This window comes from Pseudomonas sp. ANT_J12 (assembly GCF_008370045.1).
Taxonomy (GTDB): domain Bacteria; phylum Pseudomonadota; class Gammaproteobacteria; order Pseudomonadales; family Pseudomonadaceae; genus Aquipseudomonas.
The window spans coordinates 13,609-38,552 of the sequence record NZ_VOBN01000026.1; the positions used below are offsets into that span (position 1 = coordinate 13,609).

At 61.7% G+C, this 24,944-nt stretch carries 26 protein-coding genes; 18 read left to right on the forward strand and 8 right to left on the reverse strand.

Features of this window, described 5'->3' with window-relative positions; all coding sequences use genetic code 11:
• Positions 1 to 22 precede the first annotated feature (22 nt).
• The 4 genes from FQ192_RS30055 to FQ192_RS30075 all read left to right on the forward strand — a co-directional run bounded on the left by FQ192_RS30055 (position 23) and on the right by FQ192_RS30075 (position 4,006).
• Positions 23 to 481, forward strand: a complete 459-nt coding sequence (locus tag FQ192_RS30055) for a VOC family protein (protein WP_149661779.1) — start codon at positions 23 to 25, stop codon at positions 479 to 481.
• Between the two features lie 282 nt (positions 482 to 763).
• The gene (locus tag FQ192_RS30065) at positions 764 to 1,639 is read left to right on the forward strand and encodes an alpha/beta fold hydrolase (RefSeq protein WP_149661781.1); all 876 of its coding nucleotides are present in this window, start codon (positions 764 to 766) and stop codon (positions 1,637 to 1,639) included.
• A gap of 97 nt (positions 1,640 to 1,736) precedes the next feature.
• On the forward strand, positions 1,737 to 3,035 hold the full coding sequence (dctA, locus tag FQ192_RS30070; protein ID WP_149661782.1) for a C4-dicarboxylate transporter DctA: 1,299 nt from the start codon (positions 1,737 to 1,739) through the stop codon (positions 3,033 to 3,035).
• 20 nt (positions 3,036 to 3,055) lie between these two features.
• Positions 3,056 to 4,006: a LysR substrate-binding domain-containing protein gene (locus FQ192_RS30075; protein ID WP_149661783.1), complete on the forward strand. Its 951-nt coding sequence runs from the start codon at positions 3,056 to 3,058 to the stop codon at positions 4,004 to 4,006.
• A 95-nt stretch (positions 4,007 to 4,101) separates the two neighbouring features.
• On the opposite strand, the gene leuD is transcribed toward FQ192_RS30075, so the two are convergent.
• Positions 4,102 to 4,716, reverse strand: coding sequence for a 3-isopropylmalate dehydratase small subunit (gene leuD, locus FQ192_RS30080; RefSeq protein ID WP_149661784.1), 615 nt, complete (start codon positions 4,714 to 4,716; stop codon positions 4,102 to 4,104).
• Positions 4,713 to 6,134 (reverse strand): 3-isopropylmalate dehydratase large subunit, encoded by a 1,422-nt coding sequence (gene leuC / locus FQ192_RS30085; protein ID WP_149661785.1) that lies wholly within the window; start codon positions 6,132 to 6,134, stop codon positions 4,713 to 4,715. Before leuC ends, leuD begins: the two co-directional genes overlap by 4 nt.
• Positions 6,135 to 6,452: 318 nt before the next feature.
• Between leuC and FQ192_RS30090 the strand changes: the two genes are divergently transcribed.
• Genes FQ192_RS30090 through FQ192_RS30125 form a run of 8 tightly spaced genes read left to right on the forward strand, consistent with a single transcriptional unit; the run spans position 6,453 to position 12,593 of the window.
• On the forward strand, positions 6,453 to 7,649 hold the full coding sequence (locus tag FQ192_RS30090) for a PepSY domain-containing protein (protein WP_149661786.1): 1,197 nt from the start codon (positions 6,453 to 6,455) through the stop codon (positions 7,647 to 7,649).
• Positions 7,646 to 8,188 (forward strand): thiamine pyrophosphate-binding protein, encoded by a 543-nt coding sequence (locus FQ192_RS30095; RefSeq protein ID WP_149661787.1) that lies wholly within the window; start codon positions 7,646 to 7,648, stop codon positions 8,186 to 8,188. Before FQ192_RS30090 ends, FQ192_RS30095 begins: the two co-directional genes overlap by 4 nt.
• Positions 8,185 to 8,514 (forward strand): hypothetical protein, encoded by a 330-nt coding sequence (locus FQ192_RS30100; protein ID WP_149661788.1) that lies wholly within the window; start codon positions 8,185 to 8,187, stop codon positions 8,512 to 8,514. Before FQ192_RS30095 ends, FQ192_RS30100 begins: the two co-directional genes overlap by 4 nt.
• Before the next feature lie 2 nt (positions 8,515 to 8,516).
• Entirely contained in the window at positions 8,517 to 9,089 is a 573-nt protein-coding gene (locus FQ192_RS30105; protein WP_149661789.1) for a DUF6162 family protein, read from the forward strand.
• Between the two features lie 35 nt (positions 9,090 to 9,124).
• Positions 9,125 to 10,051, forward strand: coding sequence for a metal ABC transporter substrate-binding protein (locus tag FQ192_RS30110; protein WP_149661790.1), 927 nt, complete (start codon positions 9,125 to 9,127; stop codon positions 10,049 to 10,051).
• Positions 10,048 to 10,791: a metal ABC transporter ATP-binding protein gene (locus FQ192_RS30115; RefSeq protein ID WP_149661791.1), complete on the forward strand. Its 744-nt coding sequence runs from the start codon at positions 10,048 to 10,050 to the stop codon at positions 10,789 to 10,791. Before FQ192_RS30110 ends, FQ192_RS30115 begins: the two co-directional genes overlap by 4 nt.
• Positions 10,791 to 11,690: a metal ABC transporter permease gene (locus tag FQ192_RS30120; RefSeq protein WP_133838194.1), complete on the forward strand. Its 900-nt coding sequence runs from the start codon at positions 10,791 to 10,793 to the stop codon at positions 11,688 to 11,690. Before FQ192_RS30115 ends, FQ192_RS30120 begins: the two co-directional genes overlap by 1 nt.
• The gene (locus FQ192_RS30125; protein ID WP_149661792.1) at positions 11,691 to 12,593 is read left to right on the forward strand and encodes a metal ABC transporter solute-binding protein, Zn/Mn family; all 903 of its coding nucleotides are present in this window, start codon (positions 11,691 to 11,693) and stop codon (positions 12,591 to 12,593) included. It abuts the gene before it with no gap.
• Between the two features lie 546 nt (positions 12,594 to 13,139).
• Here FQ192_RS30125 and FQ192_RS30130 read toward each other — a convergent pair.
• The 5 genes from FQ192_RS30130 to FQ192_RS30150 form a co-directional block, all read right to left on the reverse strand.
• Positions 13,140 to 13,367 (reverse strand): MbtH family protein, encoded by a 228-nt coding sequence (locus tag FQ192_RS30130; RefSeq protein WP_057713869.1) that lies wholly within the window; start codon positions 13,365 to 13,367, stop codon positions 13,140 to 13,142.
• An 82-nt stretch (positions 13,368 to 13,449) separates the two neighbouring features.
• Positions 13,450 to 14,862 carry an aspartate aminotransferase family protein gene (locus FQ192_RS30135; RefSeq protein WP_149661793.1) on the reverse strand — a complete coding sequence of 471 codons (1,413 nt, stop codon included), beginning with the start codon at positions 14,860 to 14,862 and terminating at the stop codon, positions 13,450 to 13,452.
• A gap of 143 nt (positions 14,863 to 15,005) precedes the next feature.
• Positions 15,006 to 15,491 (reverse strand): GNAT family N-acetyltransferase, encoded by a 486-nt coding sequence (locus FQ192_RS30140; protein WP_149661794.1) that lies wholly within the window; start codon positions 15,489 to 15,491, stop codon positions 15,006 to 15,008.
• Between the two features lie 212 nt (positions 15,492 to 15,703).
• On the reverse strand, positions 15,704 to 17,029 hold the full coding sequence (locus FQ192_RS30145; protein ID WP_149661795.1) for an ATP-binding protein: 1,326 nt from the start codon (positions 17,027 to 17,029) through the stop codon (positions 15,704 to 15,706).
• Positions 17,026 to 17,706 (reverse strand): response regulator, encoded by a 681-nt coding sequence (locus tag FQ192_RS30150; RefSeq protein ID WP_133838200.1) that lies wholly within the window; start codon positions 17,704 to 17,706, stop codon positions 17,026 to 17,028. Before FQ192_RS30150 ends, FQ192_RS30145 begins: the two co-directional genes overlap by 4 nt.
• Before the next feature lie 56 nt (positions 17,707 to 17,762).
• On the opposite strand from FQ192_RS30150, the gene FQ192_RS30155 reads away from it, so the two are divergent.
• The 6 genes from FQ192_RS30155 to dsbG all read left to right on the forward strand — a co-directional run bounded on the left by FQ192_RS30155 (position 17,763) and on the right by dsbG (position 23,924).
• A complete protein-coding gene (locus tag FQ192_RS30155; RefSeq protein ID WP_306108902.1) occupies positions 17,763 to 18,683 on the forward strand; it encodes a hypothetical protein in 921 nt (306 codons plus the stop codon).
• A 32-nt stretch (positions 18,684 to 18,715) separates the two neighbouring features.
• Positions 18,716 to 19,423, forward strand: coding sequence for a hypothetical protein (locus tag FQ192_RS30160; protein WP_149661796.1), 708 nt, complete (start codon positions 18,716 to 18,718; stop codon positions 19,421 to 19,423).
• Positions 19,424 to 19,528: 105 nt separating this feature from the next.
• Entirely contained in the window at positions 19,529 to 20,470 is a 942-nt protein-coding gene (locus FQ192_RS30165) for a tetratricopeptide repeat protein (RefSeq protein ID WP_149661797.1), read from the forward strand.
• A gap of 126 nt (positions 20,471 to 20,596) precedes the next feature.
• Positions 20,597 to 22,327, forward strand: coding sequence for a protein-disulfide reductase DsbD (gene dsbD / locus FQ192_RS30170; RefSeq protein WP_149661798.1), 1,731 nt, complete (start codon positions 20,597 to 20,599; stop codon positions 22,325 to 22,327).
• On the forward strand, positions 22,327 to 23,178 hold the full coding sequence (locus FQ192_RS30175; RefSeq protein WP_149661799.1) for a TlpA disulfide reductase family protein: 852 nt from the start codon (positions 22,327 to 22,329) through the stop codon (positions 23,176 to 23,178). Before dsbD ends, FQ192_RS30175 begins: the two co-directional genes overlap by 1 nt.
• Positions 23,154 to 23,924: a thiol:disulfide interchange protein DsbG gene (gene dsbG / locus FQ192_RS30180; RefSeq protein WP_149661800.1), complete on the forward strand. Its 771-nt coding sequence runs from the start codon at positions 23,154 to 23,156 to the stop codon at positions 23,922 to 23,924. The genes FQ192_RS30175 and dsbG overlap by 25 nt, the downstream gene beginning before the upstream one ends.
• 178 nt (positions 23,925 to 24,102) lie before the next feature.
• Here the strand turns inward: dsbG and FQ192_RS30185 are convergent, their stop codons facing one another.
• Positions 24,103 to 24,912, reverse strand: a complete 810-nt coding sequence (locus FQ192_RS30185) for an alpha/beta fold hydrolase (protein WP_149661801.1) — start codon at positions 24,910 to 24,912, stop codon at positions 24,103 to 24,105.
• Positions 24,913 to 24,944 lie beyond the last annotated feature (32 nt).

Genomic DNA, 24,944 nt, shown 5'->3' on the forward strand with positions numbered 1-24,944 from the left:
ACAACAACAAGGGAGAACCGTTATGAGCGTCCAACCCATTCCAGAGGGTTATCACAGCATCACCCCCTATCTCGGCATCCAGAAAGCCGCCGAGGCCATCGAGTTCTACAAAAAAGCCTTCAACGCCATTGAAGTGATGCGCCTGAGCATGCCCGACGGCGGCATTGGCCACGCCGAACTGCGCATCGGCGACTGCCCGATCATGCTCGGCACGCCGTGCGATCAAGGACCGCTGAGCAACCCGGACAGATCACCGTCCGTGGGGCTGCACCTGTATGTGACCGATGTCGACAAGTCCTACAAACAGGCGATTGCCGCCGGGGGCACGGTGGTGTCCGAGGTCAAGGATCAGTTTTATGGCGACCGCTCGGGGACTTTGAAGGATCCCTATGGGCACTTGTGGTTCCTGGCGACGCGCAAGGAGGATCTGACCCAGGAGCAGATTGAGCAACGGGCCAAGGAGATGTTTCAGCAGGGTTGAGCACCATGATCGTTCCCACGCTCTGCGTGGGAATGCCTCCACGGACGCTCCGCGTTCGGCTTTGGAGGGACGCGGAGCGTCCCGGGCTGCATTCCCACGCAGAGCGTGGGAACGATCAACGCATTCGCAGATTTCAGGGCCGCTTCGCAACCCAACGGGGGCAAGCCCCCTCGCCACAGGTGGTTCTACACACTTCATGAACAACCACCCCACGCTTTGCGCCTTGCCGTAGCCGCCGAACAATTTCAGGATGCAGGCAACTACAACAAGGAGTCATTCCCCATGTTCGCCGGATTCCTGAAAGACCAGCGCCACGTCAACGGCGTGGACATCGCCTACCGCATCGGCGGCACCGGCCCGGGCTTGCTGTTGCTGCACGGGCACCCGCAAACCCACGTCATCTGGCACAAGATCGCCGAGCAACTGGCCGAGCATTTCACCGTGGTCGCCGTCGACCTGCGGGGCTACGGCGACAGCGGCAAACCGCTGGCCAACGACCACCACACTAACTATTCCAAACGGGAAATGGCCAAGGACGGCGTCGAACTGATGAAGTCCCTGGGCTTAGAGCAGTTCTCGGTGCTGGCCCACGACCGTGGCGCCCGGGTTGCCCATCGCCTGGCGCTGGATCACCCCGCCGTTGTGCAACGCATGGTGCTGCTGGATATCGCGCCGACCCTGTCGATGTACGCCCAAACCAACGAAGCCTTCGCCCGCGCCTACTGGCATTGGTTCTTCCTGATCCGCCCGGCGCCGTTGCCGGAAACCCTGATCGAGGCTGATCCCGAATCCTACCTGCGCAGCGTGATGGGCAGCCGCAGCGCCGGGCTCAAGCCGTTCACAGCTGAAGCCTTCAGCGAATACCTGCGCTGCCTGAAGTTGCCCGGCACCGCCCGGGGGATCTGCGAGGACTACCGCGCCAGCGCCGGCATCGACCTTGAGCATGACCGCGCCGACCTCGACGCCGGCCGTCATTTGAACCTGCCCTTGCTGGTGCTGTGGGGCGCCGAAGGCACCGTCGGCCGCTGTTTCGAGCCGCTGAAGGAATGGCAACTCGTCGCCACCGACGTGCGCGGTAAAGCGCTGCCCGCCGGCCATTACATCGCCGAAGAAGCCCCCGAACTGTTGCTCGCCGAGGTCCTGCCTTTCCTGCGCTGACACCCGAAACAGCCTGACCTGAATCCACCTCCCATCGCGGGCCTTAACGGGCCCGCGCGGGATCGTCATGCCCAAAAACCGTCTCGAGATAATAAAAATGACAATCAGAAAACTGCTGGGAACCCTTTATGTGCAGGTGCTTATCGCCATCGCGATGGGCATTGTGATCGGGCATTACTGGCCCCAGGCCGGCATCGATCTCAAGCCGTTGGGCGACGGTTTTATCAAGCTGATCAAGATGATCATCGGCCCGATCATCTTCTGCACCGTGGTCTCCGGGATCACCAGCATGCACGACGTGAAACAGGTAGGCCGGGTCGGTGGCAAGGCGTTGCTGTATTTCGAAGTGGTGTCCAGCATCGCGCTGTTGATCGGCTTGCTCGCGGCCCATGCGCTGCATCCGGGCGCGGGTTTCAACATCGACGTAAAGACCCTCGACACCTCGGCCATCGCCGGTTTTGTTGGCCAGGCGCAACACGGCGAAGGGGTGACCGGGTTTCTGCTGCATGTGATTCCCACCACGTTTTTCGAGGCGTTCTCCCAAGGGGAAATCCTGCCGGTGCTGTTCGTTTCGGTGCTGTTCGGCATTGCCCTGGTGATGGTCGGGGAAAAGGCTCGGCCGCTGGTGGGCATCATCAATCAGGCGAGCGAGGTGTTTTTCCGCATCGTCGGCATCATCAGCCGCGTCGCGCCCATCGGTGCATTTGGTGCGATTGCGTTCACCATCGGCAAGTACGGTCTCGGCTCGCTGCTGCCGTTGCTGAAGCTGATCGGCACCTTCTATCTCACCGCGTTTATCTTCGTCGTCTGTGTGCTGGGCAGCATCGCTCGTTATGCCGGGTTCAGCATTTTCAAATTGCTGGCGTACATCAAGGCTGAGCTGTTGATCGTGCTCGGCACCAGCTCTTCGGAGTCGGCGCTGCCGCAGTTGATCCAGAAACTGGAAAGCCTCGGTGCGTCGAAAGGCGTGGTGGGGATCGTGGTGCCGACCGGCTACACCTTCAACCTCGACGGCACCAACATCTATATGACCCTGGCGGTGTTGTTCCTCGCTCAAGCGACCAATATCGACCTGACGCTGGAGCAGCAACTGACCTTGCTGGCGGTGGCGATGCTCACGTCCAAAGGTGCGGGTGCGGTGGTGGGTGCCGGTTTTGTTGCATTGGCGGCGAGCCTGGCGGTGGTGCCAACTGTGCCGGTGGCGGCGATGGTACTTATCCTCGGCGTTGACCGCTTCATGGCGGAATGCCGATCCCTGACCAACATCATCGGCAACGCCGTGGCAGCCTTGGTGGTCGCCGCGTGGGAAGGTGAACTGGACCGCAGCAAAATGGCGCCGATTGCCCTCAAGCGTGGGCGACATGCCCGGGCGGCCGCCAACGTTACCGCTGAATAAATCCTGCAAACGGCGATGCTATGCTGGCGGCTCATGCCGCCAGTGCTCGTTCTGCCATGACCCTCAAGAAAGACACCGTGCCCCTACCCGAAGACCTGCGAGTCCTGCTCACCGTCATCCGCAAAAACGGTTTCGCCGCAGCCGCCGATGAGCTGGGGCTGTCCCCTGCTTATGTCAGCAAGCGCATCCAGATTCTCGAAACCACCCTCGGCACCCGCCTGCTGCATCGCACCAGCCGACGCATTGCGCTGACCGAGGACGGCGAGCGGGTGCAGCGCTGGGCCTTGCGCATTCTCGATGACTTCCAGCAACTGCAAGACGAACTCTCCGACGCCCACGACAGCCCTCGTGGGCGCCTGCATGTGTGCAGCAGTTTCGGTTTCGGCCGTAACCATGTGGCGCCGGCCGTGTCGCTGTTGGCCGAGCGTTATCCGGAACTGGAGATTCGCCTGGACCTGTTCGACCGGGTGGTGGACATCGTCAGCGAAGGTTTCGACCTGGAGATCCGCGTCGGCGATGACATTCCCGGCCAGCACATCGGTCGGCGGCTGGTGAGCAACCGGCGCGTGTTGTGCGCAGCCCCCGGTTACCTGCAACGCCACGGCACGCCGCAGACCCTGGCGGATCTGGAGCAGCATCATTGCCTGGTGATCAAGGAGCGCGACAACGCGTTCGGCATCTGGAACCTGGAGCGCGACGGGGTCCAGGAAAGCGTGCGGGTCAGCGGGCCGTTGTCGTCCAACAACGGCGAGATTGTCTTGCAGTGGGCACTGGATGGGCGCGGGGTGTTGTTGCGCTCATTGTGGGATGTGAAGCCGTTGCTGGAGCAAGGCCGGCTGGTGCAGGTGCTGGCGGATTACACCCAGAGTGCGAATGTGTGGGCGGTGTACCCGACGCGGTTGGCGTATTCCGGGAAGTTACGCGCGTGCGTGGAGTTTTTGCAGGCGCATTTCAAAGAGCTGTCGGTTTGAAGTGCGGTGAATGGGCGGGCCTCTTCGCGGGCTAGCCTCGCTCCAACGGTTCAACGTAGACCGTGTAGGAGCGAGGCTTGCCCGCGAAAGCGATGTCAGCCCAACCAGGGATTCGCAGCCAGATGCTCACGCTCAAAGGCTTTGATCTGTTCGCTGCGCTGAAGGGTGCTGCCAATGGCATCAAGCCCCAGCAACAACGCGGTCTTGCGCAAGGTATCGATTTCGAACGGGATGACCTGGCCATCGCTCAAGCGAATCTGCTGCGCCTCCAGATCGACGCTGATTTGCGCACTGTCCGGCTGGCTGACAACCCGCCCCAGCCGCTGCACCACCGCCTCGTCCAAGGTAATCAGCAACACCCCGTTGCGCTGGCAGTTGTCATAAAAGATCCCGGCAAAGCTTGAGCCGATCAGCGCGCGAATGCCCATCTGTTTCAACCCCCAGACCGCGTGTTCCCGGCTCGATCCGCAGCCGAAATTCGGCCCGACCACCATAAAACTCGCGCCCTGCCACGCCGGCTGGTTCAACACGAACTCAGGATTAGGCGATCCGTCCGGCAAAAACCGCAGGTCGAAAAACAACCCACGATCCAGCCCCGCGCGGTCGATGCCCTTGAGGAATTGCTTGGGCATGATCACGTCGGTGTCGATGTTGGCTGCGAGCATCGGCGCGGCTTTGCCGCTGACGTGGGTGAAGGGTTGCTGGCTCATGTGCGATCTCCAAAATGACGGATGTCGGTCAGGCGCCCGGTGATCGCGGCGGCGGCGACCATCGCCGGGCTCATCAGGTGGGTGCGCGCCCCGGCGCCCTGGCGGCCTTCGAAATTGCGGTTGGTGCTGGAGGCGCAGCGGTCGCCGGGGGCCAGCACGTCGTCGTTCATTGCCAGGCACATCGAGCAACCGGACTGGCGCCATTCGAACCCGGCCTCGATAAAGATCGCCGCCAGCCCTTCGGCCTCGGCCTGATCGCGCACTTCGGTGGAACCGGGCACGATCATCGCCCGCACATGCTCGGCCACGTGTTTGCCGCGCACCACACTGGCGGCATCGCGCAGGTCTTCGATGCGCGCGTTGGTGCAGGAACCGATAAACGCATGGCTGATGACGATCTCGCTCAGGGGCATGCCGGCTTCCAGGCCCATGTAGTTCAGGGCGCGGCGCATGTCCTGGCGCAGGATCAGGTCGCTGACGGCTTGCGGGTCCGGAACCCGTGCGCCGATGGGTGAGGCCTGGTCCGGGCTGGTGCCCCAGGTGACAATGGGTTCCAGAGAACTGGCATCGACTGAAACTTCACGGTCGAACTGCGCATCTGCATCGCTGTGCAGGCTTCGCCATTGCTCGACGGCGCGGTCCCACAACTCGCCTTTCGGGGCGCGAGGTTTGTCCTTGAGGTAGGCGAAGACTTTTTCGTCCGGGGCCATGAATGCGCCTCGGGCACCCGCCTCTACCGCCATGTTGCAGATGGTCATCCGCGCTTCGACGCTCAAGGCATCGATGGTCGAGCCGCGAAATTCGATGGCGTAGCCGGTGGCACCCGATGCGCCGATCTGGCCGATGAGCGCCATGATCACGTCCTTTGAGGTCAGCCCGGTACCCAATTCGCCTTCGACGCTCACGCGCATGCTTTTCAGGCGTTTGTAGACCAGGGTCTGGGACGCCAGCAGGTGTTCGATCTCCGAGGTGCCGATGCCGAAACCGAAGGCCCCGAGAGCGCCATAGGTGGTGGTGTGGCTGTCGCCGGCGGCGATGACCATGCCCGGCAGGATGAAGCCCTGCTCCGGGGCGATCACGTGTTCGATGCCCTGGCGTTTGTCGAGGATGTCCAGCAACTCGATGCCGAAGTCCCGGCAGTTTTCCGCCAGGTACGACACCTGCCGCGCCCCGCCGGCATCCGGCATCGCAGCGACGCGTACCGGGGCCGTGGGGTTGACGTGATCGACCACGGCCAGCGCGGTGTCCGGGCGCCACACAGCGCGCTTGGCTTCGCGCAAACCGCTGAAGGCTTGGGGGCTGGTGTATTCGTTGATGACCTGGCGATCGATGTACAACAGGACATGGCCCTGGTCATCGAGGCGGCACACCGTGTGGGCGTCGATGTGTTTGTCGTAGAGGGTTCTGGCTCGGGTCATGGAGGTGCTCGCTCGGGGGACGTCTGGGTTCCATCTTAAGGAGCGGGGGTTGGGCATCAATGGCCGCAGAGTGATGGCTTGGAACATGGATCGTGTTGGATGAAGGAGGGCTGCGATCTTTTCCCACGGTCTACCCCACTCCCAAACTGCAATACGAAACATTTACTTTCATATCACCCTTCGGGATTTCCGTTGCTCATCCGTCTTATGTAGATGCAGTCAGGCCGCGTAGGCAAAAGCCACGGCCTGGCCTTTCAGGGGTCACCGTGCGACGAAGCCCGTGGCAGAGGCCCTCTCATCGAAACAAGACCTTTAATCATGTCGAAGAAATCCCGTTCCAAACTCTGGTTTCTGGTGCATAGCTGGCTGGCGCTGCCGATCTGGTTTTTCGTGCTGATCGTCTGCGTGACCGGCACCCTGGCCGTCGTCAGCCAGGAAATCGTCTGGCTGGCCAACCCGCAAATGCGCGCCAGCCCACCGTCGGACGATGCGCCGCTGCTCAGCTACGACCAGATTCTGGCGGCCATGAAAAAAGCCGAGCCGCAAACCCTGGTCCAGGCCATCAGCCGTCCCGATGAATCGCATTTTGCCCTCGACGTTGACGTCAGTTACCCCGACGGGCGCTCGGTGACGGTGTACGTCAACCCGTACAGCGGCGTGATCCAGGGTGTCGCGCCGGAGTTCAACTTCAAGGCCTTCACCCGCGCCTTGCATGGCTGGTGGCTGGTGCCGTTCACCAATGGCTACAGTTGGGGCTGGTACCTGGTGTCGTTCCTCGGCTTGCCGCTGCTGGTTTCACTGATTACGGGGCTGGTGGTCTACAAGAAGTTCTGGAAGGGTTTCCTTCGCCCGACGTTACGCATTCGTCACGGCGCGCGGATTTTCTGGGGCGACTTTCACCGCCTCAGCGGGATCTGGTCGATCTGGTTCATCGCCGTCATTTCCATCACCGGCACCTGGTTCCTGATTGAGGCCATGCTGTTCGACAATCAGGTGTCCATTTCCAGCGCACAAATCATTCCCGCCATGGCCCGTAAAGCCGTGCCGCTCTCGCCGGACGGTACGCCACCCGCGCAGATCGACATTGATCGCGCGATTGAAATAGCCATGCAGAAAATACCGGGGCTGGAGGCCAGTTTTGTCAGCCTGCCGGGCAATGCCTATAGCCACCTGGACGTGGGGGGACGTGGTTGGTATCCGCTGATGTTCCAGACCGCGACCATCAACCCGTACAACGGCGAAATCGCCGCCTCGCGGTTGATCTCGGACCGCAGCACGCTGGAGTTCGTCACCGAATCCATGCGCCCGTTGCACACCGGGGATTTCGGCGGCCTGTGGATCAAGCTGATCTGGTTTTTCTTCGGTCTGGTGCTGAGCATGATGGTGCTCAGCGGCCTGCTGATCTGGACCAAGCGCACCGCCCTCGCTACCGCCAATGCGCTCAAGCGCAGCCACAAGAAACAGCGCAGCGCCACGGCGCCAGTCAACCGCGAAACGTCGGAGGCCAGCCTGTGAGCAAAATCACTGCCGCCCCAACACCCTCGCGCCTGAGCGTGCTGTGGCACAAATGGCGTTTCCACTTGAACATCCTGTTGCTGCTGATCCCGCTGGGTTTCATGCCCAAGTACTTCAGTGACGCCGCGTTGTTTCGCGGTGACAGCGGCCTCGGCGAACGGGAAATCGGCGAAATCCAGGTCGGCCCCTGGAGCCTGCGCCTGGCCGAGTTGCGCAATGAAGCGCCGCGCCGCGATGGCCCGGCCGGCTACATGAAAGGCTTCAATGCCGCGCTGTGCGATGCCTGTATCGAGCCGGTCAAGGCTACCTACCTGCGCATCGGCAAACCCCGCAGCCTGCGCGCCGCCGGGGTGATTTTCTTCGGCACGCCATACCGCATGGGCGCCTCGGTGCCGGTGCCGGAAAAAACCAAAGCCGACGCCGAGCTGTGGATCACCATGGAAGGCTGGGACGGCAGCATGCACCAGGCCTCGATCCCCCTGAGCCAGGCATCCCCGGCCACCATCGCCTGGCTGAACCAACAAGGAGGCAAACCATGATCAACCTTTTTCGACCTCTACGCGTCGCACTGCTGGTACTCGGTGCCGGTTTCAGCGCCCATGCCCTGGCCCACAACCCGATGTGCGAGTGCAAGGCCATCGACGCCGAGCAGATCAAGTGCACCGGCGGTTTCTCCGACGGCAGCGGTGCGCCGGGGGTGACGCTGGATGTGATCGGCTACGACGAAACCATTCTCGTGCCGGGCAAGCTCGGTGCCGATTCGACCGTGGTCTTCAAGAAACCCGCCGCCGAGTTCTACGTGCTGTTCGACGCCGGCCCCGGCCACGTGGTCGAGATCGACCAAGCCGACATTGAGGCACCGTGAACATGAGTACGCCCACCACCCAACTCGTGCGCCCGGCCGGTGCCGGTCATGAAACCCTCTACGTGTTGCTGTTGTGCCTGATGATCCTTGGGGTTGCCGGCTCGGTGGTTGCCTGGCGCCACGAGTCCCAGGAAACGAGCAGCGTCAGCAGCCATCAACTGGATGCGCGCCGCGACCTGAGCGCCTCCGAACAAGGCATCTACGCCGACCTGCGAGTGACCCTGGACGAGATTCACCTGCTGCGCCAGGAGCAAACCACGCTGCCGACTCCCGAAGCCCTGGCCGATGAAGGTTTTGCGCCGTTTGCCCAGGACGCCAGTTCGGTCAGTCGCGGCGGACATGCCTGGCAGTTGCTCGATGCCAAGGCGTATTTCGGCCAGAGCCAGACGCCGACCGTGGCCGGTTCATTCCTGATGCGCCTGACCGCTGACGATGATGCGCCGGACGTCTGGCTCAATCGCGGCGAAGCCCTCACGACGCCGACCGACCTGACTGACGCCGCGCTGGAAAGCGCCGGCTGGCAGCAGATCGTCGCGCAATTCGATGCCGGCGTGACCCGCCAGCACCGGCACTGACCCCTCGCCATCACCCGAGAGAAGACCGCTTTCCCATGCCTATTTCATCGCTTCGTTCTTTCTCGCGCCTGATCGTGGTTGGCGTGCTGGCTTGCCTGCTGACGCCACTGGCCAGCGCCGATCAGGCCAAGCGCCTGCGCATCGGCATCACCCTGCACCCTTATTACAGCTACGTGGCCAATATCGTCGGCGACAAGGCCGAAGTGGTGCCGCTGATTCCGGCCGGTTTCAATCCCCACGCCTACGAACCCCGGGCCGAAGACATCAAGCGCATCAGCGGGCTCGACGTGATCGTGCTCAACGGCGTGGGCCATGACGACTTCGCCGACCGCATGATCGCCGCCAGCGAAACCCCGAACATCCCGGTGATCGAAGCCAACGAAAACGTGCCGCTGCTGGCCGCCACCGGCACCGCCGCCCGGGGTGCCGGCAAGGTAGTCAACCCGCACACCTTCCTGTCGATCAGCGCCTCTATTGCCCAGGTCAACAACATCGCCCGGGAACTGGGCAAGCTCGACCCGGACAACGCCAAGACCTACACCCAGAACGCCCGCGCCTACGGCAAACGCCTGCGGCAGATGCGCGCCGACGCCCTGGCCAAACTGACCCAGGCGCCGAACGCCGAACTGCGAGTGGCCACGGTCCACGCGGCCTACGACTACCTGCTGCGCGAGTTTGGCCTGGAAGTCACCGCCGTGGTCGAGCCGGCCCACGGCATCGAACCGAGCCCGAGCCAGTTGAAAAAGACCATCGATCAACTGCGTGAACTGGACGTGAAGGTGATCTTCTCCGAGATGGATTTCCCCTCCACCTACGTCGAGACCATCCAGCGTGAATCCGGGGTGAAGCTGTATCCGCTGTCGCACATTTCCTACGGCGAATACACCGCCGACAAATACGAAAAGGAAATGACCGGCAACCTCAACACCGTGGTACGGGCGATTCAGGAGTCCGGCGCATGACCGCTCAAGAAAACCTGGCGCTACAAAGCGCCGGCCCGACCCTGGATTTCGCCGACGTCAGCCTGACCCTCGGGCGCACGACGATCCTCGACCAGGTGACCTTCCAGGTCCAGCCCGGCAGCGTGCATGCGCTGGTCGGCCCCAACGGCGGCGGCAAGAGTTCGCTGATCAAGACCTTGCTCGGGCAAATGCCCCATCAGGGTCGCTTGAGCCTGCAGTGGCCCGACGCGCCCGGCACCATCGGCTACGTGCCGCAAGCGCTGGAGTTCGACCGGGGCTTGCCGATGACCGTCGACGATTTCATGGCCGCCATGTGTCAGCGGCGCCCGGCATTTCTCGGCTTGAGCAAGCATTACGCGGCAGCGATTGGCGAAGCGCTGGAGCGGGTCGGCATGCAGGACAAACGCAAGCGGCGCATGGGCGCGTTGTCCGGCGGTGAGCGCCAGCGCGTGTTGCTGGCCCAGGGGCTGATCCCGGCGCCGCAATTGCTGGTGCTCGACGAACCGATGTCGGCGCTGGATGAAGCCGGGATTCAGGTGTTTGAACGGCTGCTGGGCGACTGGCGCCAGAGCGGCATCACGGTGCTGTGGATCGAGCACGATCTGGAAGCAGTCGGGCGTCTGGCGGATCGGGTCACCGGGCTCAATCGCCGGGTGCTGTTCGACGCCACGCCGAAACAGGCACTGACCCCGGAGCGTTTGCTGACCCTGTTTTCGACCCATCCACGGAGCGCGGCCTGATGAGTTATGAAGCCTTTCGCTTGATGGTCCAGGGCTGGGCCTCTGCGGGTTATCTGCCGGAGGCGCTGGCCTATGGATTTGTGGTCAACGCGCTGCTCGCAGGGCTGTTGATCGGCCCGGTGCTTGGTGGTCTGGGTACGCTGGTGGTGGTCAAGCGCTTCGCGTTTTTCTCTGAGGCGGTGGGTCACGCGGCGCTGACCGGCGTGGCCATCGGCATCCTGCTCGGCGAACCCTACACCGGGCCGTATGGCAGCCTGTTTGGTTATTGTCTGTTGTTCGGCATCCTGCTCAATTACCTGCGCAACCGTACCGGCCTGGCGCCGGACACCTTGATTGGCGTGTTCCTGTCCGTGTCCCTGGCGTTGGGCGCGAGCCTGTTGTTGATTCTGGCGGGCAAGATCAACGTGCACATTCTGGAGAACGTGCTGTTCGGTTCGGTGCTGACGGTCAACGGCAATGATTTGCTGGTGCTGGCGATTGTCGGTTCGCTGGTGATGGCCCTGGCCCTGCCGCTGTACAACCGCATCATGCTCGCCAGTTTCAACCCGCAACTGGCGGCGGTGCGTGGGGTGGCGGTCAAGACCCTGGATTACCTGTTCGTGATTCTGGTGACGTTGATCACCGTCGCGGCGGTGAAGGTAATCGGCGCGATTCTGGTCGGTGCGTTGTTGGTGATCCCGGCAGCGGCGGCGCGGTTGCTCAGTCAGTCGTTGAAGGGTTTCTTCTGGTGTTCGGTGGCGATCGCCACGGTCAGCACGTTGTGCGGGATTCTGGCGCCGATTGTGTTCGACCTGCCCATCCCGTCCGGCGCCGCAATCATTCTGGTGGCCGGTATCGCCTTCGCCCTGTCCGCCATTGCGCGCGGCGTCGTTCCAAGCCTGAAAGGGAATCTCGGATAAATGACTTTTAATCTGCGTCAACTGACCCTGGCCATGGCCCTGTGCGGCGTGGTCCACACCGCTTTTTCGGCGGACAGCGCCAAACCGTTGCGGGTGCTGGCGTCCTTGCCAATCACTTACGGCTTGGGCGAAGTCTTGCTCAAAGGCACCGACGTCAGCCTCGAACGGGCCGCACCGGACAATCTGCCCGGCAGCCGCCAGACCGCTTACTTCACCGGACGCGGCGCCCCGGCGCTGGCCAAACTGGCAACCGACGCGGATGCGGTGATCGGCCTGCGCTCGCTGTGGGCGGATGACCCGCTCTACCCCATCGCCCGGCGCAGCAATATCCGCATCGTCGAAGTCGACGCCGCGCGGCCGGTGGACGGTGCCCTGCCCGGCATTGCCGTACAACCGGGTAACAAGGTCGATGGCTTGAACAGTCAGCCATGGTTTTCCAGCAACAACATGGGGCGCATGGCGGACGTGATGGCGGCGGATCTGGTGCGTCTGGCGCCGACGGCCAAACCGAAAATCGAAGCCAACCTCGCAGCACTCAAGCAGCGTTTGCTCAAGCTCAGCGCCGACAGCGAAGCGCGCCTGGCCAGTGCCGATAACCTCACGGTGCTGAGCCTGAGCGATCACTTCGGCTACCTGATCAGCGGGCTCAATCTGGAACTGGTCGGCCTCGATGCCCGGCCGGATGCCGAGTGGACACCCGAAGCGCTCAAGCAACTGGGCGCAACGCTCAAGGGCAATGATGTGGCGGTGGTGTTGCATCATCGCCAACCGTCAGAGGCGTTGAAAGCGGTGATCAGCGAGGCCGGGAGTCGGTTGGTGGTGTTAAGTACCGATGGGGTCGATCCAGTGGCCGAACTGGAAGGGAATGTGGATTTGCTGATCAAGGGGTTGAGCGGCGCATAACCCCGCAGGAGCGAGGCTTGCCCGCGAAGGCGACCTCACAGTCAACATAAATCCCAAACCTGAAAAACGGACGCTCCGCGTTCGGCTTTGAATGGGACGCGGAGCGTCCCGGGCTGCATTCCCACGCAGAGCGTGGGAACGATCATGCGTCCTTCTGTAGGAGCGAGGCTTGCCCGCGAAGGCGACCTCACAGTCAACATAAATCCCGAACCTGAAAAAGCCCGCTGACCTTCTCGGTCCAACAGGCTTCTCGTTCCCACGCTCTGCGGGGGAATGCCTCAACGGACGCTCTGCGTTCGGCTTTGAAGGGACGCGGAGCGTCCCGGGCTGCATTCCCACGCAGAGCGTGGGAACGATCATGCGTCCTTCTGTAGGAGCGAGGCTTGCCCGCGAAGACGGCCTCAAAGACAACACAAATCCCGGACCTGAAAAAGCCCGCTGACCTTCCCGGTCCAGCGGGCTTCTCGTTCCCACGCCGTGCATGGGAACGATCACAAAAAAACCGCTGACTGTTACCGGTTCAGCGGTTTTTTATGCGCAGTGACTTTAGTGAGCCACAGCCGCCTGCTCATCCATCTTCTGGCGCAAGCTCAGCGGACGCATGTCGGTCCAGGTCTCTTCGATGTAGGCCAGGCACTCTTTCTTCAAACCGCTCTTGCCCACGGTACGCCAGCCTTGTGGCACGGCTTTGTAGTCGGGCCAGATCGAGTATTGCTCTTCGTGGTTGACCACGACCTGAAAGAGGATGTCCTCGCGGTCGAATACTGACGTCATGGTGTATCTCCATCGCTGTAGGGGTGGGCTGCACGGCGTGTGCAGCCGGTATGTAAAAGGAACGTTCGGGGCCGCGGAAAATTTAGAGCGTGGCGGTGGCCGCCGCCAACGCACGGCCGAAAATCTCTGCGACGCGGTCGATTTCGGCAGCGGTGATCACCAGCGGCGGCAAGAAACGCACCACCGCCCCGTGGCGACCGCCCAGCTCCAGGATCAAGCCGCGCTTGAGGCATTCGCGCTGCACCAGCGGTGCCAGACGCCCGAACGCCGGCGGATGGCCTTGCACGTCCGGGATGCCGCTCGGGTTGACCAACTCGACGCCGAGCATCAAGCCGCGACCGCGAATATCCCCCAGTTGCGGGAAGTCCCGTTGCAGGATGCGCAGGTGTTCGCTCAGGCGTTCGCCCATGGCAGCGGCGTGGGCGCAGACATTGTTGTCTTTCAGGTAACGCATCACCGCGGAGCCGGCGGCCATGGCCATCTGATTACCGCGGAAGGTCCCGGCGTGGGCGCCCGGCAGCCAGGTGTCGAGCCAGTCGCGATAGACCACCACCGCCAACGGCAGGCTGCCGCCGATGGCCTTGGACAGCACCACCACGTCCGGAATGATCCCGGCGTGTTCAAAGGCAAACATTTTGCCGGTGCGGGCAAAACCGCTCTGGATTTCATCGACAATCAGCGCCACGCCGGCCTGCTCGGTGATGCGCCGCAAACCGCGCAGCCAGTCGAGATCCGCCGGAATCACCCCGCCCTCGCCCTGCACCACTTCGACGATCACCGCCGCCGGCAATTGCACGCCAGCCTCGGGGTCGTTGAGCAGGTTTTCCAGGTAGTTGAGGTTGACCTGTACACCCTGCGCGCCGCCGAGGCCGAACGGGCAGCGGTAGTCGTAAGGGTACGGCATGAATTGCACGCCGCTGCTGAGCAACGCGCCCAAGGGCTTTTTCGGCCCCAGGCTGCCCATCAGGCTCAGCGCACCCTGGCTCATGCCGTGGTAACCGCCCTGAAATGACAACACGGTGCTGCGTCCGGTGGCGGTGCGCACCAGTTTCAGCGCGGCTTCCACGGCATCGGTGCCGGTGGGGCCACAGAACTGGATCTTCGCTTGGGCGGCCAACGCGGGCGGCAGCAAGCCAAACAGATCCTGAACGAATTGATCCTTGACCGGCGTGGTCAGGTCGAGGGTGTGCAGCGGCAATTCATCGGTCAGCACTCGCTGGATCGCTTCGATCACCACCGGGTGGTTGTGCCCCAACGCCAGCGTGCCCGCACCGGCCAGGCAATCGATAAAACTGCGGCCTTCGACGTCTTCGACGTAAATGCCCTTGGCACGCTTGAGGGCCAGGGGAATCCGTCGCGGGTAGCTGCGGGCGTTGGATTCCTGCTGGCTCTGACGGGCCAGCAACGGCGATTCGTTGAACTGGTAAAGCGTCTCGGCAGGCGTCGGGGCGACCCGGACCGGCTGATCTTCGATAAGGCTGGTAGCGACTGACATCTCTCGACCCCTCAATACGCTGTGGATAGTGACCAAAACTGCACACCGGGCAGGTGCGCGTTCCGGTCATGGGGCGCACTTGCAGGTTTTCCTGTTCTGGAAACGCATCAGGGGCGTGGGGATTTAGACCCGCGATCAGCTTTCTATGAAGGTGGCGTCAGCGCCTTGTGCATGGGAATGGCGTGAAGCCCCGCCACGCTGAAGGTTTCGGCGCTGGCGCGATAACCCAGGTGCCGATAAAAGGCTTCGCTGGTGCGGGTGCTGTTGAGGTGTACCTGGTGCACGCCCTGATTGAGCAACCAGGCTTCGAGGTCGTGAATCAAGGCCTGCCCGGCGCCGCGACGAAACCATTCCGGCTGCACGTAGCAGAAGGCGATTCTGCCGCTGATCGCCGCCATGGCCACGCCGATCGGTTTGTCCTGAAGCAGGGCAATGCTCAGGTAAAACCGTTGGTCGGTAAGCCAGGTGTGGATATGTTCGGCGGTTTTGTTGTGGGTCCAGGCGGCGACGATTTTCGCGTCGTTGCGGTGGTCGAGTGCGCAACCGACGCGGATCGAGCGATCAACGATGCGGCTGATGATTCCGGCGTCGGCAGGCGTTGCGTTGCAGATGTGCAGGGCTGTTTCCATGGCGCTGTTACCTCAATCCATTGAGTCAAAGCTGCCGGGAAGATAGCCCCGAGGGCGGCTGGATGGCTAATGGAGAGAAGTTACATTTGATGTGCAACACAGATCCCGTGTAGGAGCAAAGCTTGCTCGCGAAAGCGGTGTGTCAGGCAACGACGATGTTGAATGACACACCGCTTTCGCGAGCAAGCTTCGCTCCTACAGGGGTTGTGGTGTCAGACCGTTTGCAGCGGCATTGTCAGTTCAACCCGCAACCCGTCCGGCCGGCTGTCGAAATGCAACGTGCAGGCACAGCGCTGAACAATCGCCTGAACAATCGCCAACCCCAGCCCGCAACCGGTGCTCTGGCCGTTGCGCCAGAAGCGCTGGGTCAGGTGCTGCAGATCATCTTCGGCAATCCCCGGCCCATGGTCGCGGACCACGAAACGCACGCGGTTGCCGGTGGTTTCCAGGCTCAGTTCCACTGCGCCGTCGCTTGGGGTATGGCGCAGTGCGTTGTCCAGCAGGTTGCGCAGCGCGGCTATCGACAACACCGCGGGCATTTGCACCGGGGCGGCCGAGCACTTCGCCGGCGCTTGAAACTTGATGCGCTGGCGATCACCGCTGGCGGCGTCCTGAATCGCCAGTTTCGCCACCTGCTCGGCGCTGCATTGCACGCCGTCATCGAATGACAAACTGCCCTCGACCCGCGCCAGCAACAGCAATTGTTCAAGGGTGCGGTGCAGGCGATCGGCGCCCTCCTCGGCCCGGGCCAGGGATTGATCCCGCGCCGCGCCGTCGGTCATGCGCGCCACTTGCAGGTGGGTCTTGATCGCGGTCAACGGGCTGCGCAGTTCATGGGCGGCGTCGCCGGTCAGGCGACGTTCGCGCTCGATGGTGCGGCCGATGCGCTGGAACAGTTGATTCTGAGTATCGAGCAACGGCTGCAACTCGCTGGGCAACGGTTGGATCTGCAACGGTTCGAGGGAATCGGCGCTGCGGCGCATCAAGGCATCACGCATGCGATTGAGCGGCGCCAGCCCCTGGCCGATGCCCAGCCAGAGCAGGCACAGGCAACCGAGCAACGCCACACCGACCGGCACCGAAGCGGCCAACAGGATCGACATGTTCAGGGCTTCGCGCTCGATCTGCCGGTCCGCCGTGGTGATGCGCAAATCACCGCGTGCCAGGGTGAAACTGCGCCACGGCGCGCCATCGATCATCTGGTCGTGGAAGCCCATTTTCTCGGCTTCCAGCTTCTGTTGCGGGTCGGTGTGGCTGCGGGCAAGGATTTCACCGCGCAGCGAGCTGACCTGACAGGCCATGCCACCGGGGACGTTCAATTGTTCGGCACTGAAATGCGTGCCCTCGCCCTTGGTCGGCAGCGCCGGCAATTGCTCCATCAGCCCGGCAACCATCCGCGCCGAGGCCACCAGGCGCTGGTCGAGGGAAAACATCATCTGGTTACGCAGGTCGCTGAGCATCCAGGCCGCCGCCAGCGCCCAGATCAGCGCAAACGCGGCGCCGAGGGTCAGGCTCAGGCGCAAACGCAGGCTCATCACTTCGATTGATCTCCGCCATCGGCTGGCCCGAGGCGATAGCCCAGGCCGCGCACCGTTTCGACGATGCCATTGCCGAGTTTACGCCGCAGGTGATGGATATGAACGTTGAGCGCATTGCTTTCCAGCTCATCGTTGAAGCCGTAGACGCTGTCTTTCAATTGCTCGGTGGACAACACTCGGCCACGGTTGTGGAGCAAGGCTTGCAGCAGCGATTGCTCGCGCCGCGACAAGTCCACCGGCTGGCCGGCGAGCAGGGTTTCGCGGCTGCTCGGGTCGTAGGTCAGCGCACCGTGCTCGATCAGGTTGACGCTGCGCCCGGCCACCCGCCGCAACAAAGTGTGCAGGCGCGCGGCGAGTTCACGCAGGTCGAAGGGTTTGAGCAGGTAATCGTCGGCGCCGGCCTGCAAACCATCGACGCGGTCGGTGACCGAGTCCCGCGCCGTCAGGATCAGCACCGGAATCTCCAGGCCACCATTGCGCAATTGTTGAAGCAACTTGAGGCCGTCTTCGTCCGGCAGGCCGAGGTCGAGCACCATGACGTCAAACTCGGCGACCTTGAGCATCGCCCGCGCCGACGATGCGGTGGCGACATGTTCCACGGTCAGGCCCTGGGCGGTGAGGCCGGCGACGATACCGCTGGCGATCAGCTCATCGTCTTCACAAACCAGTACGTGCATGGGAGCTCCATCAGCCAAAAAAGGCGAGTCAAACAGAGAAGGATTAAGCCGCAATTATGGCAGGGCCACAACCGATCGGAATGGAGGGAGGCCAGCGACGCCGCAGCGGTATAGGACGCTATAGCCCCGAACAGCGTTATTCAACAGGGCGTTATTTAAACAATCAAACTTCCAGAAGAAACAATCTTCAATACTTTGCAACTATACAGCGCCCCGACCCACTCACTAACCTGCCCACCCATCGCACTGACAACCACACCTTATTTAAAAGATATTTTTATATGCCCGCACTTAGCAGCTTTGTTGCCGTCGATTGGCGCTCCGGCCCCGACCAGATCTATTTCTTCTTTAAGGAAACCAACACTTACTCACGTTTCAGCATCGCTGACAATCGGGTGCCTTCGGGTTATCCTCGGCCCGTTCCGTCCCACTGGGATACCTTTAACAACGCACAAGATCTTCGCTTCGGATTCAGCACTACGGGAATAAGCCCTGCGCAACCATTCGGATTTGATTCAGATATCTTATGGCTGTTCTATAAGGAAGACGGCGTTCCCATGGTCTGCAAATATGATCAGGATACGGACAGCGTCAATGGCACCTATCGACTGGTGGACTCCATCTGGTATCAGCTACTGCCCTTTTTCGACAACATCGTTGCAGGTACATGGTGGCAAAGATCACCGCAGCCTCGCTTATTTCGTTTCCTGATGAATAACGGGCACTTCCTGTCCCTTAACCTCGCTATCAATAAACTGAACCAAGAACCCATCACCCATAAAACCTGGCCGGGACTGGAGCCGTACAAGGACCAAATCATCACAGCCGCACAAAATGACCGGACATTCGCCCACAGTTACTTCTATATTTTTCTGAACGATAACGAGTACCTGAGATACGACGTCCAAGGCAACAGATTGGACGCCGGTCCTATTGCCGTGGATGACGTCTCCTGGCCCGGGTTATTGCGCAACTGAACACGTCACTTCAATTTGAAAGGAATCAATAAATGCCAGTGCTTAAAAACGTGGTTGCCGTCGATTGGCGCGCCGGGATGGACCGCTGTTATTTCTTTTTCAAGGACAGCCTCACATATTCCCGTTTTGATATCGGTGATAACAAAGTTGCGCAAGGCTACCCCGCCAACGTCAGTGCCAGCAACTGGGATGACTTCCATTCCCATGTCAAGAACCTGCGCTTTGGATTCACCACCACCGGGATACACCCCACTCGCTCGGGAATCAATGGCGTAGATTCAGATATCTTATGGCTCTTCTATTATGAAGAGGGTTTGCCCATGGTCTGCCAATACGATCAGGACACTGACAAAGTACACAGTCTTGCCCGCCTGGAGGATTCACCGTGGAATTCCCTGAGTCCTTACTTCAGTCGCATTGTCGCTGGCACCTGGTGGCAAAATTACCGTGATGTGCAACTGTTCCGGTTTTTAATGAATGACGCAAAGGCGCTCTCCCTTGATCTGCGCACAAACAAACTGACCCTGGAAGCCATTACACACACCACGTGGCCCGGCCTGGAAAACTATAAACATCGCATCATTACCGCTGTACAAAATGATCGAACCTGGGCAGACAGCTATTACTACATCTTTCTGACTGATAACGAATACATCCGATACAACATCCCGAAGAACAAGGCTGAATCAGGCCCGATCAAAGTGGATGACGTAAGCTGGCCCGGATTGTTGCGAGACTGAAATGGGTGAGGGTGCAGAAAACGATAAATATGTAACGCACCCCGCCCTGCTTTGCTCAATACCCTGTGTGGACGTTCAATCAACTCACTCACACAGGTATTGACCATGCAAGCCTACCCCGACGATTTAACCGCCCTGTTCAACCTGCTCAACAACGTGACCGCCCTGATCGCCGACTTGAACATCCATCAGGAAAACGCCCGCAAAAAGGGACTGGAACTCTACAACCTCGGCAGTTTCAGGGCGTCGGAGCCCTACCTGACCATCGCGGCCGCCGCCGGTGAACGGGCCTCGCAATATGCCTTGGGCGAAGTGCTCAGGCGCCGTGAAGGCAGCGTCACCGAGGACGCTAAAAAGTGGTACCGACTGGCCGCCGCCCAAGGCGATGTCTACGCCTTGTTACGGCTCGGCGACAGCGACTCGCTGGACACGGCGCGGCAACTCCTGACGCCCCGTATCGAACAGGGTGATGGTGAAGCCATGCTGCAGATGTACGAGCTGACCCGGGAGATCAAGTGGCTGAAAAAATCGGCCAACACCCGATTCCCGGAGGCCATGTACATCCTGGCGTTGGCGTACGACCGGGATAACAGCCTCGTCCCCCAGGGCCAGGATGCCGACACCCTGATTGATGTGTGGCTGCGAAGGGCCGCCCTGGCCAATCTGCCCCTGGCAATGAACTGGTACAGCAACCGCCCGGAGGTGACCCGGTTCCCATCGCTAAGGCGTGAATGGCTGGAAAAGACCGCCAATGCGGGTGATCTCTACGGCATGCTCAAATATGGCTTCGCCGTCGGCCACGGTGAAAGCGGACGCGACCCGGAATACGGCTACGCTAAAAACTATCCCTTCAGCTATATGCTGATCTGGCTGGTGGTAGACGCCGCCAAGGAGTATCAACTCCACAACAGCGCCACTACGTTCCTGACAGAACTGGCCAAGGACATGAGCCAGGAACAAATTGACCAGGCCGTGGGTTTTGCCCACAGCTGGAAGAGCACCCATCCCCCCATGTCGGAGAACCGCCTGACCTATCACGGCGCCTGACCCGTGCCATGACGGTGTGACCCGATCTCGTTGCCGGGCTGGCCCGCCCGGCAACCTTCTATTAATCACCGGTTAATCGCCGCCCACCATTGTGCTTCTCACTTGCACCGGGACAAGGCTTAACCCATGCGTCGATTGTTTTTCCTCTTTGCTCTCTTGATCTCGGGTCTGGCCCAGGCCGGGACCAATCCGTTTGAAACCAAACCCGACTTTCTCCCCGTCGAGCAGGCCTTCATCTTCACCTCCGAACGTCTTGAAAGCGGCGAAACCCAGCTGTTCTGGCAGATTGCCGACGGTTATTACCTGTATCAGAAACGCCTGAAATTCGATGGCCTGGCCCCGCAGCAGATGCCGGTGTTGCCCGAGGGCGAGTCCCACAGCGATGAGTTCTTCGGTGAACAACCGGTGTATCGCCAGGGCCTGGAACTGAAGATCCCGGCCGGTGCCACCGGTCAGATCAAGGTCGGGTTCCAGGGCTGTGCCGATGCCGGCCTGTGTTATCCGCCGCAGACCCAAGTGGTCGATCTGGGTGGCGTGGTGGCAACAGCGATTGCCAACGAAGCCCCGGACCAGGCCCTGGCCAGCAACCTGCAACAGCGGGCGCTGGGCTGGAGTTTGCTGGTGTTCTTTGGTCTGGGCCTGTTGCTGGCGTTCACCCCTTGTACGCTGCCGATGCTGCCGATCCTTGCGGGTTTGATCGTTGGCAGTGGCGCCACGCCCAAACGCGGTTTCGCCCTGGCCAGCAGTTATGTGATCTGCATGGCGCTGGTGTACGCGGCGATGGGGGTGCTGGCGTCGTTGCTCGGCGCGAACCTTCAGGCGCTGCTGCAAAACCCGTGGTTGCTCGGCAGCTTCGCCGCCGTGTTTGTGTTGCTGGCATTGCCGATGTTCGGCTTCTTTGAGCTGCAATTGCCGGTGGCGCTGCGCGATCGCCTGGAAAACGTCTCGCGCAATCAGCGCGGTGGCAGTCTGATCGGCGCCGGTGTGCTCGGGGCCTTGTCCGGTCTGTTGGTCGGCCCGTGCATGACCGCGCCTCTGGCCGGCGCCCTGCTTTACATCGCCCAGAGCGGCAACGCGGTGCATGGCGGGCTGATTCTGTTCGCCATGGGCATTGGCATGGGGATTCCGCTGTTGCTGCTGGTGACCGTTGGCAACCGTTTCCTGCCCAAGCCCGGCGCCTGGATGAACTTGCTCAAGGGCGTGTTCGGTTTCCTGTTCCTGGCCACTGCGCTGCTGATGTTGCGCCCGGTGCTGGATCAATCGTTGTGGGTCGGCTTGTGCGGCGCCTTGCTGTTGATCGCTGCTTATAGCGCCTGGAAGCAATCCGAAGGGTTTGGTCGAGTGGCCCAAGTGTTCGGCGCCAGTTCGTTGTTGCTGGGGGTGTGGGGCAGTCTGTTGATGGTCGGTGCGGCGGGTGGCAGTGATGATCTGTTCAAGCCGTTGCAGGTGTATAGCGCTGCACGGGCAGACAGCGCCCCGGTCGGCCACGACGCTTTCACGACGATTAAAGATCCCGCCGCGTTGCAACGGGAACTCGACGCCGCCCAGGCCCAGGGGCAATGGGTGCTGCTGGACTACTACGCCGACTGGTGCGTGTCGTGCAAAGTCATGGAAAAACAGGTTTTCGCCAAACCTCAGGTATTGGACGCGCTGAAAGATGTGCGCTTGCTACGGCTGGACGTCACCTCCGACAATGCCGCCAGCCGCGAGCTGCTCGGCCGCTATAAAGTGCCGGGGCCGCCCAGCCTGTTGTGGATCGGTGCCGATGGCAGCGAGCGCCGCAGCCAGCGCATCACCGGCGAGGTGGATGCCGAGACTTTCCTGCAACGCTGGAACACTACCCGAGAAGCCCGTTAATGCTGACCTTTACCCTCGGCACCTTTGCCATCGCGCTTAACCACCTGCTGCTGATCAGTGCCCTGGCGCTGGCGACCTTTGTCGGCTGGCGGGTGGCCAAGCGCGGCGGCGACAACCCCGAGTCGGTGCTGTTCAGCCTGTTCCTGCTGGGCATGCTGGCGGCGCGGGTCAGTTTCGTGGCGGTCTACTGGACCCACTATCGCAACGATCCATGGCAGATCATCGACCTGCGCGACGGCGGTTTCCTCGCCTGGCCCGGGGTGATCGTGCTGGTGCTGGCGGCGTTGTATCGCGGCTGGCGCCGGCCGGGGTTGCGGCGGCCATTGGGGTTCGGCGTCGGCAGCGGTTTGCTGTTCTGGCTGCTGGCGACCTTCTCCCTGAGCCTTTACGAACAAGGCACGCGCCTGCCGGAGATCACCCTGCGTAATGCCGCCGGGGAAACCGTGCAACTGACCGACTATCAGGGCGGCCCGCTGGTGATCAACCTCTGGGCCACCTGGTGCCCGCCATGCCGCCGGGAAATGCCGGTGCTGGAAAAGGCCCAGCAACAACGCCCGGACCTGACCTTCCTGTTCGTCAATCAGGCCGAAAGCATGCAGAGCGTCAGTACCTTCCTGGAAACCCAGGGCCTGAGCCTGTCCAACGTGCTGTTCGACGGCAGTGGCCGCCTGGGCCAGGCCGTCGGCTCCATGGCCTTGCCGACTACGCTGTTCTATAGCAACGACGGTCGCCTGCTGGGCAGCCACCTGGGCGAATTGTCGGAAGCCAGTCTGGCCCGCGCCCTGGAAAACTTCGACGCCCCCACTCCCGCCACAAGGAAATTGCCATGCCCCGCCTCCGCCACCTGCTGACCCTGACCCTGGGCGCAGCCCTGCTGCACCTGCCGTCGGCGCAGGCTGTTGAAGAACTGCCCGAGGCGATCAAGAAGATCGAAGCCAAAGGCGCGAAAATCGTCGGCCAGTTCGATGCCCCCGACGGCTTGCGCGGCTATGCGGCGCAATACCAGAACCGTGGCATGGCGCTGTACCTGACCCCGGATGGCAAGCACGTCTTGCTCGGCAACCTGTACGACGCCGACGGCAATGACCTGAGCAGCGCACCGTTGCAGAAACTGGTCTACGCGCCGATGTCCAAGGAAGTCTGGGGCAAGATGGAAGCGAGCAACTGGATCGGCGACGGCAACAAGGACGCCCCGCGCGTCGTCTACCTGTTCAGCGACCCGAACTGCCCTTACTGCAACTTGTTCTGGGAACAGGCGCGGCCATGGGTCAAGTCCGGCAAGGTGCAGTTGCGGCACATCATGGTCGGCATCATCCGCGAAGACAGCCCGGGCAAATCCGCCGCGCTGCTGGCGGCCAAGGACCCGAGCAAAGCCCTGGCAGAACACGAAAAGGCCGGCAAGGAAAGCGCGCTCAAAGCCCTGAAAGACGTGCCCCCGGCGATCCAGGCGAAACTGGCAGCCAATATGCAGTTGATGGAAGACCTGGAGTTGCAGGCGACTCCGGCGATTTTCTACATGGACGACAAGGGCGAGTTGCAGCAACAGCAAGGCGCGCCGTCGCCGGACAAGTTGTTGAAGATCCTGGGGCCGAAGTAATCCCCACCGACGCCTTCGCGGGCAAGCCTCGCTCCTACGGGTTTTGCGTCGGCCGCATATGTTGATCGTTCCCACGCTCTGCGTGGGAATGCATCCTGTGACGCTCTGCGTCACGCCTGCGAAGGGACGCGGAGCGTCCCGGGCGGCATTCCCACGCAGAGCGTGGGAACGATCTTGATCAGCGTTGCGCCAAAAACTTCAACAAAGTCTCGGTGACAAACCCGGCATTCTCCAGATTGGAGATATGCCCCGCCTCCGGCACCAGCACACACGGGCAGCCAATCAACTCAGCCATCTCTCTGGCTTCCGATGGCGGCCGCGGCTTGTCCTGATCGCCGCACATCACCAACGTGCCCCCGGCATCCAACTCGCCCAGACGCGGCAACAAACCATCCCGGCCAAATGTAATGCGCCCCATCGGCACAATGCTTTCACGCAGACGCTCGGCGGGCAGCGCCGCCAGGGCTGCGCGCAAATCCTGATACAGCGCCGACTGCGGATCGATGCCCGGACGGAAGAAAATCGGCACCACGATGTCCAGCAACTGCGGCGCGATCACGCCGCTGTCTTCGATCTGTTTGAAAAGCGAAAAATAGTACTGGCGCGTCGGCTCGGGCTCGACGCCGACGTAGGTGTCCATCAGCACCAGGCCGTTGAGCCGCTCGGGTGCCGACAGCGCCAGACGTACGCCCCACATGCCACCGACCGACAACCCGACCAGGGTGACGCGATCGATGTCCAGATGGTCGAGCAATGCCAAGGCCTGGCGCGCGATGTCATCCAGCGAGGTCGTGCCTTCGGGGAGTTTTCCGGATTGGCCGTGGCCCCAGAGGTCCAGGGCGATCACCCGGTACTGCTGCGACAACGCGGCAATCTGCGGCGCCCACATGGCCTGGTCCCACAGATAGCTGCCCGCCAGCAGCACGGCGGGGCCGGTGCCTTGGTCGGTGTAGTGCAGGGGTTGTCCGTCTATTGTTGCGAAGGGCATCAGCTGTCTCCTCACCAAAATGGAGGGGGAAG